Annotated in this window: 18 protein-coding genes; 11 read left to right on the top strand and 7 right to left on the bottom strand. The window is 52.7% G+C overall.

What is annotated here, in order from left to right:
• Positions 1-78: 78 nt before the first annotated feature.
• Together rlmG and AC07P6_RS03690 are read right to left on the bottom strand one after the other, a co-directional pair.
• Positions 79-1,209 carry a 23S rRNA (guanine(1835)-N(2))-methyltransferase RlmG gene (gene rlmG / locus AC07P6_RS03695; RefSeq protein WP_181484780.1) on the bottom strand — a complete coding sequence of 377 codons (1,131 nt, stop codon included), beginning with the start codon at positions 1,207-1,209 and terminating at the stop codon, positions 79-81.
• 104 nt (positions 1,210-1,313) lie between these two features.
• On the bottom strand, positions 1,314-2,657 hold the full coding sequence (locus tag AC07P6_RS03690; protein WP_181484779.1) for a glycoside-pentoside-hexuronide (GPH):cation symporter: 1,344 nt from the start codon (positions 2,655-2,657) through the stop codon (positions 1,314-1,316).
• 107 nt (positions 2,658-2,764) lie between these two features.
• On the opposite strand from AC07P6_RS03690, the gene AC07P6_RS03685 reads away from it, so the two are divergent.
• The 3 genes from AC07P6_RS03685 (at position 2,765) to AC07P6_RS03675 (ending at position 5,977) form a co-directional block, all read left to right on the top strand.
• Positions 2,765-3,631 (top strand): helix-turn-helix domain-containing protein, encoded by an 867-nt coding sequence (locus tag AC07P6_RS03685; protein WP_434661389.1) that lies wholly within the window; start codon positions 2,765-2,767, stop codon positions 3,629-3,631.
• Positions 3,632-3,760: 129 nt separating this feature from the next.
• On the top strand, positions 3,761-5,404 hold the full coding sequence (locus AC07P6_RS03680) for a glycoside hydrolase family 43 protein (RefSeq protein WP_478315664.1): 1,644 nt from the start codon (positions 3,761-3,763) through the stop codon (positions 5,402-5,404).
• A 78-nt stretch (positions 5,405-5,482) separates the two neighbouring features.
• Positions 5,483-5,977, top strand: coding sequence for a M48 metallopeptidase family protein (locus tag AC07P6_RS03675; RefSeq protein WP_478315663.1), 495 nt, complete (start codon positions 5,483-5,485; stop codon positions 5,975-5,977).
• On the opposite strand, the gene AC07P6_RS03670 is transcribed toward AC07P6_RS03675, so the two are convergent.
• Together AC07P6_RS03670 and AC07P6_RS03665 are read right to left on the bottom strand one after the other, a co-directional pair.
• Positions 5,966-6,340 carry a type II toxin-antitoxin system death-on-curing family toxin gene (locus tag AC07P6_RS03670; RefSeq protein ID WP_478315662.1) on the bottom strand — a complete coding sequence of 125 codons (375 nt, stop codon included), beginning with the start codon at positions 6,338-6,340 and terminating at the stop codon, positions 5,966-5,968. The genes AC07P6_RS03675 and AC07P6_RS03670 overlap by 12 nt on opposite strands.
• A complete protein-coding gene (locus AC07P6_RS03665) occupies positions 6,337-6,558 on the bottom strand; it encodes a type II toxin-antitoxin system Phd/YefM family antitoxin (protein ID WP_478315661.1) in 222 nt (73 codons plus the stop codon). Before AC07P6_RS03665 ends, AC07P6_RS03670 begins: the two co-directional genes overlap by 4 nt.
• A gap of 160 nt (positions 6,559-6,718) precedes the next feature.
• Between AC07P6_RS03665 and AC07P6_RS03660 the strand changes: the two genes are divergently transcribed.
• The 3 genes from AC07P6_RS03660 to sstT all read left to right on the top strand — a co-directional run bounded on the left by AC07P6_RS03660 (position 6,719) and on the right by sstT (position 10,435).
• Positions 6,719-7,708, top strand: coding sequence for a Gfo/Idh/MocA family protein (locus AC07P6_RS03660; protein ID WP_181484775.1), 990 nt, complete (start codon positions 6,719-6,721; stop codon positions 7,706-7,708).
• Positions 7,709-7,964: 256 nt separating this feature from the next.
• A complete protein-coding gene (locus AC07P6_RS03655; protein ID WP_434661387.1) occupies positions 7,965-8,933 on the top strand; it encodes a TerC family protein in 969 nt (322 codons plus the stop codon).
• 254 nt (positions 8,934-9,187) lie between these two features.
• Positions 9,188-10,435: a serine/threonine transporter SstT gene (gene sstT / locus AC07P6_RS03650; protein ID WP_478315660.1), complete on the top strand. Its 1,248-nt coding sequence runs from the start codon at positions 9,188-9,190 to the stop codon at positions 10,433-10,435.
• Between the two features lie 15 nt (positions 10,436-10,450).
• Here sstT and AC07P6_RS03645 read toward each other — a convergent pair whose 3' ends face one another.
• The 3 genes from AC07P6_RS03645 to uxaC all read right to left on the bottom strand — a co-directional run bounded on the left by AC07P6_RS03645 (position 10,451) and on the right by uxaC (position 14,043).
• Positions 10,451-11,005 carry a YgjV family protein gene (locus AC07P6_RS03645; protein ID WP_478315659.1) on the bottom strand — a complete coding sequence of 185 codons (555 nt, stop codon included), beginning with the start codon at positions 11,003-11,005 and terminating at the stop codon, positions 10,451-10,453.
• 119 nt (positions 11,006-11,124) lie between these two features.
• Complete coding sequence (locus AC07P6_RS03640) at positions 11,125-12,612, bottom strand: UxaA family hydrolase (protein ID WP_182235021.1); 1,488 nt, start codon at positions 12,610-12,612, stop codon at positions 11,125-11,127.
• Positions 12,613-12,630: 18 nt separating this feature from the next.
• Entirely contained in the window at positions 12,631-14,043 is a 1,413-nt protein-coding gene (gene uxaC, locus AC07P6_RS03635; RefSeq protein WP_182235022.1) for a glucuronate isomerase, read from the bottom strand.
• A gap of 481 nt (positions 14,044-14,524) precedes the next feature.
• Between uxaC and AC07P6_RS03630 the strand changes: the two genes are divergently transcribed.
• The 5 genes from AC07P6_RS03630 (at position 14,525) to AC07P6_RS03610 (ending at position 18,638) form a co-directional block, all read left to right on the top strand.
• On the top strand, positions 14,525-15,826 hold the full coding sequence (locus AC07P6_RS03630) for an MFS transporter (protein WP_110272942.1): 1,302 nt from the start codon (positions 14,525-14,527) through the stop codon (positions 15,824-15,826).
• 129 nt (positions 15,827-15,955) lie between these two features.
• Positions 15,956-16,732, top strand: a complete 777-nt coding sequence (gene exuR / locus AC07P6_RS03625; protein ID WP_304253720.1) for a transcriptional regulator ExuR — start codon at positions 15,956-15,958, stop codon at positions 16,730-16,732.
• A 338-nt stretch (positions 16,733-17,070) separates the two neighbouring features.
• Positions 17,071-17,733 (top strand): DedA family general envelope maintenance protein YqjA, encoded by a 663-nt coding sequence (gene yqjA, locus AC07P6_RS03620; RefSeq protein WP_110272940.1) that lies wholly within the window; start codon positions 17,071-17,073, stop codon positions 17,731-17,733.
• Positions 17,734-17,741: 8 nt separating this feature from the next.
• The gene (mzrA, locus tag AC07P6_RS03615) at positions 17,742-18,119 is read left to right on the top strand and encodes an EnvZ/OmpR regulon moderator MzrA (protein ID WP_181421753.1); all 378 of its coding nucleotides are present in this window, start codon (positions 17,742-17,744) and stop codon (positions 18,117-18,119) included.
• 150 nt (positions 18,120-18,269) lie between these two features.
• Positions 18,270-18,638 carry a DUF1090 domain-containing protein gene (locus tag AC07P6_RS03610; protein ID WP_478315658.1) on the top strand — a complete coding sequence of 123 codons (369 nt, stop codon included), beginning with the start codon at positions 18,270-18,272 and terminating at the stop codon, positions 18,636-18,638.
• The last annotated feature ends 3 nt before the right edge of the window (positions 18,639-18,641 follow it).

The following is an 18,641-nucleotide window of genomic DNA, read 5'->3' as shown; positions in this document are numbered from 1 at the left end:
GTTAATAATCTCCACTCAGTTAATACAAATGGGCAGGCCATTCCCGGCCTGCCCGTCAACTCAGTGGATTATTATCCTTTAACGCTGCTTACGCAATTTCACTGCTTTTAAAATCACAAATTTATTATTCGTGGCGATAGTGGTGCAGTTGCCGAACGCGCGCTTCAGCTTGCGGAAATAATCGAGGTGGCGGTTGCCGACCACGTACAGTTCGCCGCCGTACTTCAGGCTGCGGCGGGCGTCGTTGAACATCTGCCACGCAATATGGTCGGTGATCGCATGCAACTGATGGAACGGCGGGTTACAGAGAATGGCATCAAAGCGGTCCGGTTCAATATCAGTCAGGGCGTTATTGACCACAAACTCGCAGCGCTCAATATCGTCCGGCATGTTGGTTTCGACGTTCAGCTGACTGGAGGCTACCGCCATGTACGATTCATCAGTAAACATCACCCGGGCATTAGGGTTTAAGGCCAGCGCCTGGAGACCAATCACACCGTTGCCGCAACCGAGGTCGGCAATTTCACCTTCGATGCCTTCCGGCAGATAGTCGAGGAAGAAACGCGCGCCGACATCCAGGCCGCTGCGGGCAAACACGTTGGCATGGTTGTGAATCGTCCACGGAGTACCGTCCAGCTGCCAGCTATAGGTCTGCGGCGCGTCGGTGACTTCGGGGGCGGTAAAGGTACAAAAAATCAACCGCGCCTTTTTCCATGCCAGCGAAGTGGTGGTGGTTCCGAGGATCTTTTCGAACAGCGCCAGGGTGGAGTTATGCACATCGCGCGCTTTCGCGGCGGCGATGATGCGGGTTTCCGGCGTCACCACATCACGCAGCGCACGCAGCTGCTGCTCTAACAGCGCCAGCTGTTTCGGCACCTTAATTAATACCAGCGCCGGTGCTGCGGGCAGCTCGCTCAGGGAATCCTGAAAGCGCACGCTCTCTTCATCGATGCCGTTCATCCGCAGGTTATAGCGGGTCGCCAGCTCAGCAACGTAGGAGTCGTTAATGCTCACCGGGTTGCGTTCCGCCAGCGCACAGCCCAGCGCGCCGAAGCTATCATTGAAAATGAGCGTCAGGCCGTCGACGTCATTCACCTGTTGCAGCAGATATTCATCCGCTGCTTCCCATGCCTGAAGCGCTTCCTCTTCAGCATTTGGTGGGAACCGCTCTAATGTGAATAACTCACCGTTTAACTCTACCTGGCTCATCGCCTCTGTGCCTCCGGAATACTAAAACCCGCGAGTTTATACGCAAACTTCGCCCAGTTGAATAGAGATACGCCGATTATCTCCTCCTCGCGGGCGATTGCGTATTACGCCGGGAGGTCATCCTGCGACAGGCGAGACAGGCGCTTATCATTCAGACTGTATTTGCCCATGATAACGATCAGCAGCGCGACCAGAACGCCAGGGAAGACGGTGAACAGCAGCTTGATCATCTCTAGCGCAGACTCGGTTTGCTGCGCCGCGCCGCCGACGTAGTCACCCCATGCCAGCATATAGCCCACCAGCGCGCCGCCGATGGCGATACCCAGCTTAATAGCAAAAAGATTAGTTGAAAAAACGATGCCGCTGAGCTTTTTACCGCTGCGTTTTTCTTCCGCATCAATAATATCGGACAACATGCTCCACTGTAGCGGCGTGGCGGCAAGCTGAATAATGTTGATGATAATCACCAGCGCAAAGATAGCGGCCACGTTGCCCGCCGGGACAAAGTACATCCCAATCAGCAGCACCGCCTCCAGGGCCATCGAGATTTTAAACCCTTTGACCTTATCAATATTTTTAAAGATAAACGGTGAGAGCATCGCTCCCAGCACGCCGGACGCCAGGGTGGTGGTCAGCAGCAGGCTGCCCAAATCCGCTCGCCCCATAATATTGTTAACGTAGTACAGCGTCGTTCCGCCTTTGAACAGCACCGCAATCAGGTTGACGACGTTGAGCGCGAACAGAATGCGCCAGTCTTTATTGGCGAGCAGCGTTTTCAGGTCATCAAGAATGCTGCTTTGGTTGTTCACCGCAATATCCGTGGAAAAGCGCTCTTTGGTCAGGCCAAAACAGATAAAGAACAGAATGATGCTCAGGCATCCCATCACAATCATGGTGTAAAAATAGCCGTTCTGCACGTTCCCCTGGCCAAGAAAAGCCACCAGCGGCAGCGCTGTGAGCGAGACAATCAGGCCGCCGAGGGTACTGAGCGCAAAGCGCCAGGACTGGAGAGAGACGCGCTCTCTGGAATCGTTAGAGATATTATTGATCATCGCGCAATACGGTACGTTAATGGCCGTATAGACTAAAGATAATAAGGTATAAGAAACATAAGCATAAATAAGCTTACCGGTATAGCCAAAATCTGGCGTATAAAACGTTAAGCAGCAAAGTACGCCAAAGGGAATAGCGAACCACAAAATATAGGGCCGGAACTGCCCATATTTAGTACGGGTACGGTCCGCGACAGCGCCCATTAATACATCAGTCACTGCATCTAATACCCTTACCGCGAGAAACATAGTCCCCATATGTGCTGGGCTTAAACCGAATACGTCGGTATAAAACCAGGCCATAAACAGCATTACCGTCTGCCAGACTAAATTACAGCCGGTATCGCCTAACCCATAACTAAATTTTTCTTTGATACTTATACGGGCAGTATTCATCGCGTCTCCGCCTAAAAGAACGTTAAGATTTGTCCTCTGTACGTTATTGCGAAGGGCCTGCTGATTATGTATAAATCATCCTGTGAAATATAAGAAGAGTGTACTCGATGAGTGATGAATCTCCCGTTTTCGAAAAGATCCCCGTGGGCACCGGCGAGCTGTTTACGCTGCGTGTAGATAACATAAATGATTTCAATGGGATAAACGTAGTCCCTCATTATCATATGATGGATGAGCTGATGTGGTTCCGGGAATCAGGGGGAAGTTATTCGATCGGTGACGAAAAATTCACCATTAAAAACAATACCCTGGTATTCGTTCCCGCCTTACTGATCCATGAAATGACGCTCCCGCCCGCCGCCAGCCACAAGCGCTATCTTATGCAATTTGAGAAAGAGTGGCTGGAGGGATACGACCTGTCATTGCCCGCCGCCCACTGCGGCGCGGTGGTGTATCTTTCTGGTGAAGAGGCCGAACGCCTGGAGCTGCTGCTAAGCTGGTGCGGGGAGTTCAGCGACTTCTCCGATTCGCTATTCCGATCGCTTATGCAAAGCGTACTGCTCCACGCGTTTAATAGCCTGAAAGACTCGGTCCAGATTACCGAACGCACCAGCCATCGCTACCTCAGCGAACTTATCGAACTGCTACAGTCCATCGATGCCAGCGAGAATTTTGAGATGACCACCGAAGAGGCCGCTCGCCGCTGCCAGTGGTCAAAATCCTGGTTTTCAAAGACCTTTAAATCGGCCTTTGGAATCAGCTTCAAAAAATTCATGCTGCTGCGCAAACTCAATATTGCCATCAATCTCCTGACCAATACCGACCTGAAGATCAGCGACATCTCGCAAAGCGCCGGTTTCACCGACAGCGCCTACTTTTGCCTAAAGTTCAAAGAGATGATGAACGATACTCCGCTGGCCTTTCGCCACAAGGTCAGAAGCACCGATGCGGTAGGGAGCCGCGCAGATAAATAAATCGCTTTTTGTGAGCGATATCACGGGGTGAGTGGACGTTTATTATATAAATAAAAACAGTCTATATATCCCCCGACCGATCGACTATTTACAATCATCGTTATATTTTTTGCATCAAGGGTAAATACGATGATTCAGAATCCTGTTTTTAAAGGTTTTAATCCTGACCCCAGTATATGTCGGCGCGGCGATGATTATTATGTGGCGGTATCATCATTTGAATGGTTTCCCGGCTTACCGGTTTATCACTCCAGGGATCTTAAACATTGGCAATTACTCACTCACGTTCTTACCGACGATAACAACCCAGATTTAAAAAAACTGCCCTCAGCCAAAGGAATTTGGGCACCAAGTCTGACCTGGTGCGAAGAAGAGCAACTGTTTTACGTTATTTATGGCGTGATGAACTCCATGAGCTCACGCTATTTCGACGTGGATAATTATCTTATCACCGCCAGTGAAATAACCGGCCCGTGGAGCGAGCCAATATATCTCCACTCCGCCGGGTTCGATGCCTCAATCCTTCACGACAACGACGGTAAAAAATGGATCGTCTCTCTGGAGTGGGAAACCCGTGAAGGCTACGAAAAACCGGGGGCCATTTGCCTGGTGGAGTACTCGCCACAAACACAAAGTATCATCGGCTACCCGCAGCGAATCTGGCATGGCGGTACCAACCGCGGCTGTATTGAAGCACCCCATCTGACCCGGCGCGGCGACTATTACTACCTGATGGTTGCCGAAGGCGGTACCGGATACGGGCATGCGGTCACCATGGCCCGCGCAACGGAAGTCACCGGCCCCTATGAAGGCGATCCGATGAACCCAATCGTCACCTCCTGGCCGCAGAATTTTAACGAGCGTAAAGACTCAGGGCATTTGAAGCCGCACTACTTCAATCCGGAAACCTATCTGCAAAAGGCCGGGCACGGCAGCTATGTCGAAACCCCCACGGGCGAAGTCTGGTTAACCCATCTGTGCAGTCGCCCGTTCCGCCAGGAATTACGCTGCCCGCTAGGTCGGGAAACGGCGATTCAAAAGATGGAATGGACCGACGAAGGCTGGCTGAGAATGGCATCCGGGGGGAATCTCGCCGAGCACCAGGTGGAAGAATCCAATCTGCCTGCACACCCATTTCCGGCCAAAGCTGATATTGATAATTTTGATGGGCAAACGCTGGATAACGCGTTTTATGCCCCGAGGATTCGCTTCCAGCGTTTTACCAGCCTGAGCCGTAAAGCGGGCTACCTTGCCGTGCGCGGGCAGGAGTCGCTGAGCTCGCTGAATAAGGTCAGCCTGCTGGCGAAAAAACTCACCTCGGTATACGCAAACATCATCACGAAAATGGATTTCAGCCCCGAGATTTATCAGCACAGCGCGGGTCTGGTGCTCTATTACGACAACATGAACTATCTGTTCCTGCATAAAACCTGGGATCAAGCCTCTGGCTCTGCACAACTGGCCATTATTTATATGGATAACGGCGAACGTCATGACGACCCGCAGAAAATTCGCCTCGCGGAAGGAGAAATCTATCTGGCGATGGCCATTAACGGCCGGGAGATCCAGTGCTCATGGTCTGTCGATGGCGAAAAATATCAAAAAATCGGCGCGATCTACGACACATCGCGTTTTTCCGATGAATATAGCCGTTACGGCGAGTTTACCGGCGCATTTGTCGGCCTGGCCTGTGTGGATAGCATGCTGCATCGCAAAGAGGCGCTGTTTGATTTCTTCGGCTATCGGGCGGTTGAAGACGCGATAATTGAGTAAACCGGACCTTCTGGCATCCTGCCCGCGCGGGGTGCTAGAATTCGCGCCAGTTGTCGCTTAATTACGCAAACAGGCCCCATGAGCACATTAACTTATCTCCAGGGTTACCCTGAATCCCTGCTGGCGCAGGTCACCACCTTAATCGAACAGAATCGCCTCGGCGAGGTGCTGAAAAAGCGCTATCCGCAGGGCCATGATATCAACAACGATAAAGCGCTGTACCAATACACCCAGGATCTGAAGTCTCGCTATCTGCGCGGCGCGGCCCCTATTAATAAGGTGATGTACGACAACAAAATCCACGTACTGAACAACGCGCTCGGCCTGCATACCGCTATCTCACGCGTACAGGGCGGCAAGCTGAAGGCGAAGGCCGAAATTCGCGTCGCCACCGTTTTTCGCGATGCGCCGGAGGATTTTCTACGGATGATCGTGGTACACGAACTGGCGCACCTGAAGGAAAAAGACCACAACAAAGCGTTCTATCAGCTGTGCTGCCATATGGAGCCGCGGTACCATCAGCTGGAGTTTGATACCCGCCTGTGGCTGACGCAGCTTTCGTTAGAGCGATAACTGTCGTAGCGCATTGGCCAGCACATCAACCGTAGATTCCCCTGTCGCCGCCTGGACCGTCAGCTCTTCCAGGCGGGTACCCTCATCAGCAATAAGATATCCATTGCGGGCAAGGAATGCCATGGTGATAAAAAATGCGGTCCTCTTATTGCCATCATTAAAAATATGCCCACGCGCTATGGCTACCCAATAAGTCGCAGCCAGTGCAAAAACGTCTCTCACCCCTTCATAGTGAAAACGGTTCTGCACGCGATAAATAATGGCTTCTGCCCGGCCAGGATCGGGCATGCCTTTAACACCAGGTAGATGGAGTAAAATCCGATCATGAAAGGCAATGACTTCGCTTGCGCTCACCCACTTCATCGATCGGTCAACGCTTTAACCGTGCGACCATGTCGCTGCATAATAAAATCAAATTCAGCATCTAATTTGGCATTCATAAACGCCTCATATTCTGCCTTACTGATCAAAACGTTAGATGTTCCATCACGCCGCGTAATTTCAACTGGCTCTCCACTGGCGGCGGCATCCATGACGGCCGCAATGTTCTGTCTGGCCTCCGATGTACTATAAGAACGCATGATTTCCTCCTGGTTTGAAGCGTACAATTCAATTGTACGACTTGTATGTACATTAGACAATACACGACTCTTCCTGCTTCTGCGCCATAGCGCACTGGTTTTGTCATGATGGCGTGTTAGAGTGACGAAAGGTCCCTTTTTACGGAGTTCGTCAACGTTTATGATACGTTTCGCAGTTGTTGGCACAAACTGGATAACCAAGCAGTTTGTCGATGCCGCCCATGAAACCGGCAAATATAAGCTTACCGCCATCTACTCCCGTAGCCTTGAACAAGCCCAGGCCTTCGCCAGCGATTATCCCGTCGAACACCTCTTCACCTCACTGGAAGAACTGGCGCAATGCGCTGATGTGGACGCGGTTTATATCGCCAGCCCTAACTCGCTGCATTTTCCGCAAACCCGCCTGTTTCTGAGCCATAAAAAGCATGTGATTTGCGAAAAACCGTTGGCCTCGAATCTGCAAGAAGTGGAAGCCGCTATTAAGGTCGCGCGGGAAAATAACGTGGTGCTGTTCGAAGCGTTCAAAACCGCCAGCCTGCCAAACTTCTTGCTGCTGAAGCAGTCGTTCGACAAGATCGGCAAGCTGCGCAAAGCCTTTATTAACTACTGCCAGTACTCTTCTCGCTATCAGCGTTATCTCGACGGCGAGAACCCCAATACCTTTAACCCGGCCTTCTCTAACGGCTCGATTATGGATATCGGCTTTTACTGTCTGGCCTCAGCGGTCGCGCTGTGGGGCGAGCCGCGCGCGGTGCACGCCAGCGCCAGCCTGCTGGACAGCGGCGTTGATGGCCAGGGCACGGTAGTTTTAAGCTACGGTGATTTTGATGTCACTCTGCATCACTCCAAAGTGAGCGATTCCGCAATCCCGAGCGAAATTCAGGGTGAAGCAGGCGCGCTGGTTATCGAGAAAATTTCGGAATGCCAGAAAGTCTGTTTTATACCGCGCGGCGGCAAGCCCCAGGATCTGACGCAGCCACAGCACATCAATACTATGCTGTATGAAGCGGAAGAGTTCGCTCGCCTGGTGGAAGCCAACGAGGTTGCTCATCCGGGTCTGGAAGTGAGCCGCATCACGGCGAAGCTGCTGAGCGAGATTCGTCGCCAGACCGGCGTGGTCTTCCCGGCGGATTCCCAACCCGTGGCGTAAAGGAGTGTAAATGGTCCGTCGGACTCCATTGACGCCATTTATAACTTGTAATACTTTGTTACGCGCAAAGGGGAGTAACTTCCTTGCCGGCCGATCGTCATTACGATGCGTGAAAAACCGCATCCGGTCGCCGGGCAACAAGATTCGATTCTTGTTGTAAGTGAGACCTTGCCGGAAGGCGAGGTCTATGCATAAAAGCGCAGCGGCTGCCGTCTTCCGACGTCAGCCGTTTTGTTTTTATGTAAGGAATATCGTAATGAATACTGTCGGCACACCGTTGTTATGGGGCGGATTCGCAGTGGTCGTGGTCATCATGTTGGCTATCGACCTATTGCTGCAAGGACGGCGTGGTGCACATAGCATGACCATGAAGCAAGCCGCTGGCTGGTCAATCCTCTGGGTTACCCTCTCACTTCTGTTTAACGCCGCTTTCTGGTGGTATCTGGTGCAGACCGAAGGTCGCGCCGTGGCCGACCCGCAAGCGCTGGCGTTCCTAACCGGTTATCTGATCGAAAAAGCGCTGGCCGTGGATAACGTTTTCGTCTGGCTGATGCTGTTTAGCTACTTCGCCGTTCCGCCTGCGCTTCAGCGTCGGGTGTTGGTCTATGGCGTACTTGGCGCGATCGTGCTGCGTACGATCATGATCTTTGCCGGTAGCTGGCTGATCTCCCAGTTCGAGTGGCTGTTGTACGTCTTCGGCGCATTCCTGCTGTTTACTGGTGTGAAAATGGCGCTGGCGAAAGAGGATGATTCCGGTATCGGCGATAAGCCGCTGGTGCGCTGGATACGCAGTCATCTGCGCATGACCGATAAGATTGACGGCGAACATTTCTTTCTGCGCAAAAACGGCGTGCTATACGCTACGCCGCTGCTGCTGGTGCTGATCCTGGTCGAGCTGAGCGACGTTATATTTGCCGTTGACAGTATTCCGGCCATCTTCGCCGTCACCACCGATCCGTTTATCGTGCTGACCTCAAACCTGTTCGCGATTCTCGGCCTGCGTGCGATGTACTTCCTGTTGGCGGGCGTCGCAGAGCGCTTCTCGATGCTGAAATATGGCCTGTCGGTGATCCTGGTGTTTATCGGTATCAAGATGCTGATTGTCGATTTCTTCCACATTCCAATCGGTATCTCGCTTGGCGTGGTGGGTGGCATTCTGGTATTGACGCTGATCATCAATGCCTGGGTCAATAAGCAGCACGATAAGAAAAAACAGCTGCAATAAGCCATCAAAAACCGGGTGAAGACCTCTTTCACCCGGTCTGCAACTTTCGCCGCGTATTATTCTTACTCATGTCACAAAATCTTTAATATATAGTTAAAAAATGAATTCTCAGAGCCAGAGACAGAATTTTACCCTTCCCCAATAGCGTTCTTTCCGTATACTCAACCAGGCAAACATTTATTTACATCCGGATATAAACGTTACAAATAATGCGTAGCCGGGACGGACAGCAACATCACAGGAAGGAATGAATCATGGCAACTCAATCACCCCGATCGACTCTGCTACGGCGACTGGCTCAGGGCAGTCTGGTCAAACAAATTTTAATCGGACTGGTGCTCGGCGTACTGCTGGCGACGGTTTCAAAGCCTGCAGCAGAGGCAGTAGGGCTCCTTGGCACACTGTTCGTCGGCGCGCTAAAAGCCGTCGCGCCGGTGCTGGTACTGATGCTGGTGATGGCCTCCATCGCCAACCATCAACAGGGGCAAAAAACCAGTATCCGCCCGATTCTGTTCCTCTACCTGCTGGGAACCTTTGCCGCCGCGTTAACCGCGGTGCTGTTTAGCTTTGTCTTTCCTTCAACGCTGCATCTGAACGCAGCGGCAGACAGTATCACTCCGCCGTCAGGTATCGTTGAAGTTCTGCGCGGGCTGCTGATGAGCATGGTTTCTAACCCGATTGACGCTCTGCTGAACGCTAACTATATCGGGATTCTGGTATGGGCTGTCGGTCTGGGATTTGCGCTGCGCCACGGTAACGAGACCACCAAAAATCTGATTAACGACATGTCCCACGCGGTAACTTTTATCGTGAAGGTAGTGATTCGTTTCGCACCGCTGGGTATCTTCGGTCTGGTGGCCTCAACGCTGGCAACCACCGGTTTTGAAACCCTGTGGGGCTACGCTCAACTGCTGCTGGTACTGGTAGGCTGTATGCTGCTGGTAGCGCTGGTGATTAACCCGATTCTGGTATTCTGGAAAATTCGCCGTAACCCGTATCCGTTGGTTCTGCTCTGCTTGCGCGAGAGCGGCGTTTACGCCTTCTTCACCCGTAGCTCCGCTGCGAATATTCCAGTGAATATGGCGCTGAGTGAAAAGCTGAATCTGGACCGCGATACCTACTCGGTTTCTATTCCACTGGGCGCGACCATCAATATGGCCGGGGCGGCGATTACCATCACCGTATTAACCCTCGCCGCAGTGCATACGCTGGGCGTGCCGGTCGATCTGCCGACTGCGCTGCTGCTTAGCGTTGTGGCCTCACTGTGCGCTTGCGGCGCATCCGGCGTGGCGGGTGGTTCGCTGCTGTTAATTCCGCTGGCCTGTAATATGTTCGGTATCCCGAACGATGTCGCCATGCAGGTCGTGGCCGTCGGCTTTATCATCGGCGTGTTGCAGGACTCTTGCGAAACTGCGCTGAACTCCTCAACCGACGTTCTGTTTACCGCCGCTGCCTGTATCGCCGAAGACGAGCAGATAGCGAAAAACGCTCTGCGTAGTTAATCCCCTTCCCCTCCGCTAACGCGCGGAGGGGCTCTCTTCCTGCACTACCTTTTCCACTCTAAACGGGTCAATACCGCGTTTTTGCATCCGCCGGAAGCGAACGATGTTCAGACCGTTCATGACCAGAAAACTGCCTTCAATCAGCGTGCCGCCAATCGAGCCCAGCCAGAAGTTATGGATAACCCAGCAAGCGGTCGCACACCACATCACGCAGCGAACGGTTAAGCCGGTACAGCGAAAGAGCGCCCAGGTGCTGGCGAGCGTGCCAACAATCGGCAGCAGCTCCATCGCGTGTTGCAGCTTTGCCAGCCCCAATACCAGAGTGAGCACAATAAACACGGTCATCACCCACAGCTTACGGGTGCGCATAGAGATAAGGGTTCGGACGGTATTGAGCTCGGCGCTCATGCCCGCCGGATACGCGCCCATCAAAAAGAAATGTACGCCAATGGTGGCGCTATAGACGGCAAGCTGCAGCTTAAAGCGGCGCTCATCCCGGTTGAAAAAGGTCGTAATACCGATCAGAAAGGCGATGACACCAACGCCCTGGGCAAGCCAATACGTGGTCATGGGAAGTCCTTATAAAACAAAACGGCGCATCATACTCTGAAACGCCGCTTCCGGAATACCGCCCTTTTATTACTCAAAAGATTTCACACCGCAATCACGGCGTGAAAGATAACGAGTCATTAGAGAGTGACACCGCTTTTGAATATCGCCAGTTCGCGGAAATCATTGCGTTCGTTACAGGTCTGCTTACCGTTAGCAAAGTCCACAATGGTATCCACGAACTCATCCAGCAGCTGCGGCATCGCTTTACCGTGAATCAGCTGACCGGCATCGAAGTCGATCCAGTGTTTTTTCTTCGCCGCCAGTTCACTGTTAGTGGCAATTTTCACCGTCGGAACGAAACCGCCGTATGGCGTGCCGCGACCGGTACTGAACAGCACCATATGGCAGCCCGCCCCGGCCAGCGCGCTGGTCGCTACCGCATCGTTGCCCGGCGCGCTCAGCAGATTAAGGCCGTGAACTTTCAAGCGTTCGCCGTAGCGCAGCACGTCAACCACCTGGCTGGAGCCCGCTTTTTGCGTACAGCCCAAAGATTTATCTTCCAGCGTAGTGATGCCGCCCGCTTTGTTGCCCGGTGATGGGTTCTCGTAAATCGGCTGATCATGGGCGATAAAGTACTGTTTAAAGTCGTTAACCATCGTCACCAGCTTGCCGAAGGTCTCTTCGTCGCGACAGTGGCTCATCAGCAGTTGTTCGGCACCGAACATTTCCGGTACTTCGGTCAGCACGGTGGTGCCGCCATTGGCAATCAGGTAATCCGAGAAACGGCCCAGCATTGGGTTCGCGGTGATGCCGGACAGACCATCGGAACCGCCGCATTCGAGACCAAACTTCAGCTCGCTCAGTTTACCCGGCTCACGCTTGTCGTTACGCATCACGTCGTAAAGCTGATGGAGATGCTCGATCCCCGCTTCCACTTCGTCATCCTGGTGTTGGCAAATCATAAAGTGAACACGTTCAGGATCGAACTCACCTAAGGTTTCGCGGAACGCATCCACCTGGTTGTTTTCGCAACCCAGACCAACTACCAGCACCGCGCCCGCATTTGGGTGACGCACCATATTTTGCAGCATGGTACGGGTGTTAATGTGATCGTCGCCGAGTTGCGAACAGCCGTAGGTGTGGCTGAAGAGATGAACGCCGTCGATACCTTCAGCATCATTTGTCTCTTTGAGAAAACGATTCTGCATCTGACGGGCCATGGCGTTGACGCAGCCAACGGTCGGCAGGATCCACAGCTCGTTACGCACGCCAACATCGCCGTTGGCGCGACGATAAATCTGGATATCGCGATCCGCAGGCTGCGCGACGGGCTCGATAAGTTCCGGTTGATAGCTATACGCGTCGAGATCGCTTAAGTTAGTGCGCGTATTGTGGGAGTGGATATGTTCCCCCGGCGCAATATCCGCCAGCGCATGTCCTATCGGCAGACCGTACTTAACGACGTTGTCTCCCTTCGCAATGCTACGCAGCGTAAACTTATGCCCGCGCGCAACATCCTGAGCCAACGTGACCGTATCGCCGTCAATGGTGACCACCGTGCCTGCCGCCATATCCGCCAACGCTACCGCGACGTTATCTTGCGAATGGATTTTAATGTATTGCATATCAACCGACCTCTGGTCTTAGTTCAGTTCAATGGCGAAGTAGTCACGCGCATTGTTAAAGCAAATGTTTTTCACCATCTCACCCAGCAGCTGAATATCCGCCGGCGCTTCGCCAGCCTCAACCCAACGGCCAATCATCTGGCACAGGATGCGACGGAAGTATTCGTGACGGGTGTAGGAGAGGAAGCTGCGGCTATCGGTCAGCATACCGACAAAGCGGCTCAGCAGGCCAAGCTGCGCCAGCTGGGTCATCTGACGTTCCATGCCGTCTTTCTGATCGTTGAACCACCAGCCGGAACCGAACTGCATCTTGCCCGGCATGCCTTCCCCCTGGAAGTTGCCTGTCATGGTGCCCAGCACTTCGTTGTCACGCGGGTTCAGGCAGTAGAGGATGGTTTTCGGCAGCAGGTTTTCTTCGTTCTGTTTGCTGAGCAGTTTGGACAACTCTTCCGCCATCGGACGGTCATTGATGGAGTCGAAACCAACGTCCGGCCCTAACAGTTTGAACTGACGCTGGTTGTTGTTACGCAGCGCGCCAATGTGATACTGCTGCACCCAGCCGCGACGAGCATATTCAGCGCCGAGGAACACCAACACGGCAGTTTTGAACTGCGCGACTTCATGCTCGCTGAGAGCTTCACCTGCCAGACGACGCGCCAGGATGCTATCCAGTTCGCTTTCGTTAGCTTCGGCGAACAGCACCACATCCAGCGCGTGGTCAGAAACCTTACAACCGTGGGCGGCGAAGTGATCCAGGCGTTTCGTCAGCGCGGACTGCAGGTCGGCAAAGCGACGAATGTCGGTATCGGACACTTCGCCCAGCTTCGCCATGTAATCGTTGAAGGTCGCCTGTTCGATGTTGAACGCTTTATCCGGGCGCCAGCTCGGCAGCACTTTCACGGAGAAGGTACTGTCTTTAGCGACAGAGGCATGATGTTCCAGCGAATCGATTGGGTCGTCGGTGGTGCCGACCATTTTCACGTTCATCTGCTGCATGATGCCGCGAGCGGAGAAACTATCCTGAGCCAGCAGGTCGTTGCACTGATCCCAGATTTCACCCGCAGTAGCTGGGGAAAGAACCTTACCTGTAATACCAAAAGGACGGCGTAGTTCAAGATGGGTCCAGTGGTATAACGGGTTGCCAATGGTATGCGGTACGGTGGCCGCCCAGGCGTCAAATTTCTCGCGATCGGAAGCATCCCCAGTACACAGGCGCTCGGCAACGCCGTTGGTACGCATCGCACGCCATTTGTAGTGATCGCCTTTCAGCCAGATGTCATACAGATTTTTGAAGCGATAATTTTCGGCGATCTGCTGCGGCGGTAAATGGCAGTGATAGTCGAAAATCGGCTGATCTTTAGCGTAATCATGGTACAGGCGGCGGGAAAACTCGGTATCAAGCAGAAAATCTTCGGTCATAAACGGTGTCATTTTCGTGTCCTCTTCAGCCCCAGGGGAGCCCATCAGATGATTGACTATAATGCTGACAAAGTTATCACACCAATTTCTACAGGCCGAAGTATTTTTCGTGAGTTAGATCAATAAACGTCAATAAATAAATTACCATCAAAGGAGTAAACAGCCCGCCAGGGCGCGCCAGCTCTGGCCCCTCTCACAGAAATAAATGCCCACACAAACTTTCCCACTTTTGTGATGTCACTCACCTTTTGAAGTTGTATGACAAGTTATCTTGCTGCCGTCGAAACATATAAACCGACGGAATGCATTACCGACGAATTATCACGTCGGATTTACCGGTATGGACACCGAATTAGACACAACAGTTAATGGCAAGGTTCGGGCCATACGAGGTTTCCTCTCCTGAACCCTCCGTTTCACCTTCTTTGCCGCAGTTACAGGGCTGGAAGATAGCCGCACCCGCTGCGGATATATAACAAACGATGAGGTTTACATGCGTAAAATTAAAGGGTTACGTTGGTACATGATCGCGCTGGTGACGTTAGGCACCGTGCTCGGGTACCTGACGCGTAACACTGTGGCGGCAGCTGCGCCAACTCTGATGGAAGAGTTACACATCTCCACCCAACAGTATTCCTATATCATCGCGGCCTATTCTGCTGCTTATACCGTCATGCAGCCGGTTGCCGGCTACGTGCTGGACGTTTTGGGTACCAAAATCGGCTATGCCTTCTTTGCTGTTGCCTGGGCAGTCTTCTGCGGCTCCACGGCGCTGGCGGGAAGCTGGGGCGGCCTGGCGCTGGCGCGTGGCGCAGTAGGTGCCGCTGAAGCCGCGATGATCCCCGCTGGTCTGAAGGCCAGCTCTGAATGGTTCCCGGCAAAAGAGCGTTCAATCGCCGTCGGCTACTTCAACGTTGGCTCTTCTATCGGTGCAATGATCGCGCCGCCGCTGGTGGTATGGGCTATCGTAATGCACAGCTGGCAGATGGCGTTTATTATCTCCGGCGTCCTGAGCTTTGCCTGGGCAATGGCCTGGCTGGTTTTCTACAAACACCCGCGTGATCAGAAAAAATTAACCGAAGAAGAACGCGAATATATTATTGGTGGCCAGGAGTCTCAGCATCAGACCAATAACGGCAAGAAAATGTCCCCGTGGCAGATTCTGCGCAACCGTCAGTTCTGGGGTATCGCCCTGCCGCGCTTCCTTGCAGAACCTGCATGGGGGACCTTCAACGCGTGGATCCCGCTGTTCATGTTTAAAGTTTACGGCTTTAACCTGAAAGAGATCGCCATGTTTGCGTGGATGCCGATGCTGTTTGCTGACCTCGGGTGCATCATTGGGGGTTACCTGCCGCCGCTGTTCCAGCGCTGGTTTGGCGTTAACCTGATCGTTTCGCGTAAAATGGTGGTCACCATGGGTGCGCTGCTGATGATTGGCCCAGGGATGATCGGTCTGTTCACCAGCCCATTCGTGGCTATCGCGCTGCTGTGCGTTGGTGGCTTTGCTCACCAGGCGCTGTCCGGTGCGCTGATCACGCTCTCTTCCGACGTATTTGGTCGTAACGAAGTGGCAACAGCAAACGGCCTGACCGGTATGGCCGCATGGCTGGCCAGTACTATGTTTGCCCTGGTCGTCGGTGCACTGGCCGATACTATCGGCTTCAGCCCGCTGTTCGCCGTGCTGGCGATATTCGATCTGCTGGGAGCCGTGGTTATCTGGACGGTCTTGAAAAATAAATCAGCCGATGACGATCCCACACCGTTAAACACCAGTAAACCGGCAACGCAAAGCTAGAGTCATCCAGGTTAATTAGGACATGAAAGCCGCCGGTATAAAGGCGGCTTTTTCGTCTCTTCTGGTGGTGAGAAGCGCGTAAAAGTGGTATAACAAATCCAATATTGTCGCCATCTCCCGGGAGCGAATATGGAAATCACTGAACCGCGTCGTTTGTATCAGCAGCTTGCCGCCGAGTTGAAGACGCGTATTGAACAAGGTGTCTACCTTGTGGGCGATAAACTGCCCGCAGAGCGGTTTATTGCTGATGAAAAAAGCGTTAGCCGCACCGTGGTTCGCGAAGCCATTATTATGCTGGAAGTGGAAGGCTACGTTGAAGTACGCAAAGGTTCCGGCATCCACGTTATCTCCAACCAACCGAAGCATCAGCAAATTCCTGATGAGTCGCTGGAGTTCGCCAGCTACGGTCCGTTTGAGCTGCTGCAAGCCCGTCAGCTCATTGAAAGTAATATCGCCGAGTTCGCTGCCACTCAGGTGACCAAGCAAGACATCATGAAACTGATGGAAATCCAGGAGAAAGCGCGTAAAGAAAAATGCTTCCGCGACTCCGAGTGGGATCTTCAGTTTCACGTTCAGGTGGCTCTGGCGACGCAAAACACCGCCTTAGCCGCTATCGTTGAAAAGATGTGGACCCAGCGTGTGCATAACCCGTACTGGAAAAAGCTGCACGACCACATCGACCTGCGCACCGTCGATAACTGGTGCGACGATCATGACCAAATCCTCAAAGCGCTTATCCGCAAGGATCCACACGCGGCAAAACTGGCCATGTGGCAGCATCTGGAAAACACCAAGCTCATGCTGTTTAACGAAACCAGCGATGACTTCGAATTCAATGCGGACCGCTATCTGTTTGCTGATAATCCGGTCGTTCATCTCGATACCGCCACCAACGGCGTAAAATAGGCCATTATCTTCTTCCCGGGCAGCCATTGCGCCGCTGCCCGCAAACCCCACAGGGTAAGCAAAACATATATAGTGTCAGCCTGTGTAAATACTCTCGCCTCCCTCCTTCGCAATCAGCAAAATCAATATGCAACAAACAGCAATTTCTATGACGTAAAGTCAGCTGGTTTGTTACAATTAGATGCATTTTGTCGTTCTGAGAGTTAGCTTTTGCTTACTTCACTTTTAAACAGGGATCCGTTCAGAGCGCAGCAGCGACCATAATCCAATAAAAAGCCATGTCGCCATGCATACACCGCGTTCAGACGTGCCGTTAACCGATGTACCAGGAATCGTGAATGGAACTATTAACCCAATTATTGAATGCCTTGTGGGCTCAGGATTACGAAACTCTCGCTAATCCGTCCATGATTGGCATGCTGTATTTCGTCTTATTTATGATTTTGTTCCTTGAGAACGGTTTGCTACCTGCCGCCTTTTTACCGGGCGACAGCCTGCTCGTGCTGGTCGGCGTGCTTATCGCTAAAGGCGCAATGGGCTTTCCGGAAACGCTGTTGCTTCTCACCGCTGCGGCAAGTCTCGGCTGCTGGCTAAGCTACATTCAGGGTCGCTGGTTGGGCAATACGCGAATCGTACAAAACTGGCTTTCGCACCTACCCTCACACTACCACCAGCGCGCGCATCATCTGTTCCATAAACACGGACTTTCTGCGCTGCTGATAGGCCGTTTTATCGCCTTCGTCCGCACGCTGCTGCCAACCATTGCCGGGCTATCTGGCCTGAGCAGCGCACGCTTCCAGTTCTTTAACTGGATGAGCGGCCTGCTATGGGTTTTGATTCTCACCTCGCTGGGATATCTGCTGGGGAAAACGCCGGTATTCCTGAAGTATGAAGATCAGCTGATGTCCTGCCTGATGCTGCTGCCCGTCGCGCTGCTGGTGTTTGGTTTGATTGGCTCGCTGGTTGTCCTGTGGAAGAAAAAACACAGAAGCCGGAGCTGATGATGGTGATTAAACGTCCTTCACTGCGTCACATAAGCTGGGTGCTGGGCGGCTCGTTACTCCTGTGCGGTCTGTTCTGGCTCTGGCTGACCGTGCAACAGCAGGAATCCACGCTGGCAATCCGCCCGGTCAGTCAGGGAATCAGCATGCCGGATGGTTTTTCCGTCTGGCATCATCTCGACGCCAACGGCATCCGTTTTAAAAGCATTACGCCGCAAAATGATGGCCTGTTAATCAAGTTTGACTCCAACGCCCAGGGCATCGCGGCCAAAGAAGTGCTGGGCCGCGCTCTGCCGCATGGCTATATTATTGCCTTGCTGGACGATGATAATTCGCCGACGGCCTGGATTTCACGCCTGCGCGATACCCCGCATAGATTCGGATAAACAACGAAAATTCCGAATATTTTCACCCGGTTTGGTGATTCTCCGTTTTACTTACTATGATTAAGTTCGCGGGGGTGACCAGACCCACGTTAATCAACTGGATCGGGTATAGTCGTTAGATATGCCCTCACACAATGGAAGGTAGCATCCATGAAACACCGCATCGCTTTGATCCTGGTACTGACTTCACTTAGCACCAGCGCCTTTGCCATCTCCCCTTGTCAGGAAAAAGAGCAGGACATCCAGCGGGAGATTAGCTACGCAGAAAAACATCACAATCAGAACCGTATTGATGGTTTGAATCGTGCGCTTAGTGAAGTCAGAGCAAACTGCAGCGACAGTAAGCTCAAAGCTGAACACCAGCAAAAAATCGCCAAACAGCAAGCAGAGATAACCGAACGGCAGAACGATCTGCGCGAAGCCGAACAGAAAGGCGATGCTGACAAAATCAGCAAACGCCAGCATAAACTTGATGAAGCGCAGCAAGAGCTGAAAACGCTGCAATCTCGCGAGTATTAATCG

It is taken from the genome of Klebsiella sp. GFKo11 (assembly GCF_056490265.1).
Note: the sequence above shows the minus strand (reverse complement) of the source record. Positions and strands in the feature narration are given on the sequence as shown.